This is a genomic window from Corynebacterium sp. KPL2830 (assembly GCF_040225635.1).
In the GTDB taxonomy this organism is placed as follows: Bacteria; Actinomycetota; Actinomycetes; order Mycobacteriales; family Mycobacteriaceae; genus Corynebacterium.
Genome location: NZ_JBEHFR010000074.1, coordinates 1 through 607 on the forward strand (window position 1 = coordinate 1; position 607 = coordinate 607).

At 52.2% G+C, this 607-nt stretch carries 1 protein-coding gene; it reads right to left on the minus strand.

Features of this window, described 5'->3' with window-relative positions; all coding sequences use genetic code 11:
* Positions 1–607: IS256 family transposase (locus tag ABRP87_RS11265; protein WP_349868870.1), on the minus strand; the 607-nt coding region annotated here is incomplete at both ends.

Consider the following 607-nt stretch of genomic DNA (forward strand, 5'->3'; position numbering starts at 1 on the left):
CGGTTAGATAAGTTGGCGCACACGTGTGCCCAAAAGGAAGCACCTTCTTCTTTGGCAATCCACAATCCCAAAATATGCTTGATCCCGTCGAGGTCCACCCCGATTGCCATGTACGCAGACTTGTTAACTACCCGGCCGCCGTCGCGGACTTTAATGCGCAACGCATCCAGGAATATCACGGGGTAGAACTCGTCTAACTGGCGGTTTTGCCAGATCATGACCTCATCCAAGACTGCGTCTGTAACCGCCGAAATCGTCTCATGGGAGATATCAACCCGCATCGCAGTTGCCATATGGTGCTGGATATCCCGAATGGTCATTCCGCCGGCATATAAGCTGACAATCATATCGTCAACATCTGTTAGCCGCCTAGAGCCTTTAGGAACCATGGTTGGGATAAACGTCCCGGCCCGGTCTCGTGGAACATCAATGTTTACTGGCCCGTAGTTAGAATCCACGGTTTTCGGGTAGGTGCCGTTGCGGTGATTGTCTGTTTCAGCAGTAGCTTTAGCTGCTCTATCGCCGGGCTCATAGCCTAGGTGGGCATCCATTTCAGCATTCAAACCCCGGGTAATTGAGGCTTGCAACATGCCCCGAACTAGGCTTG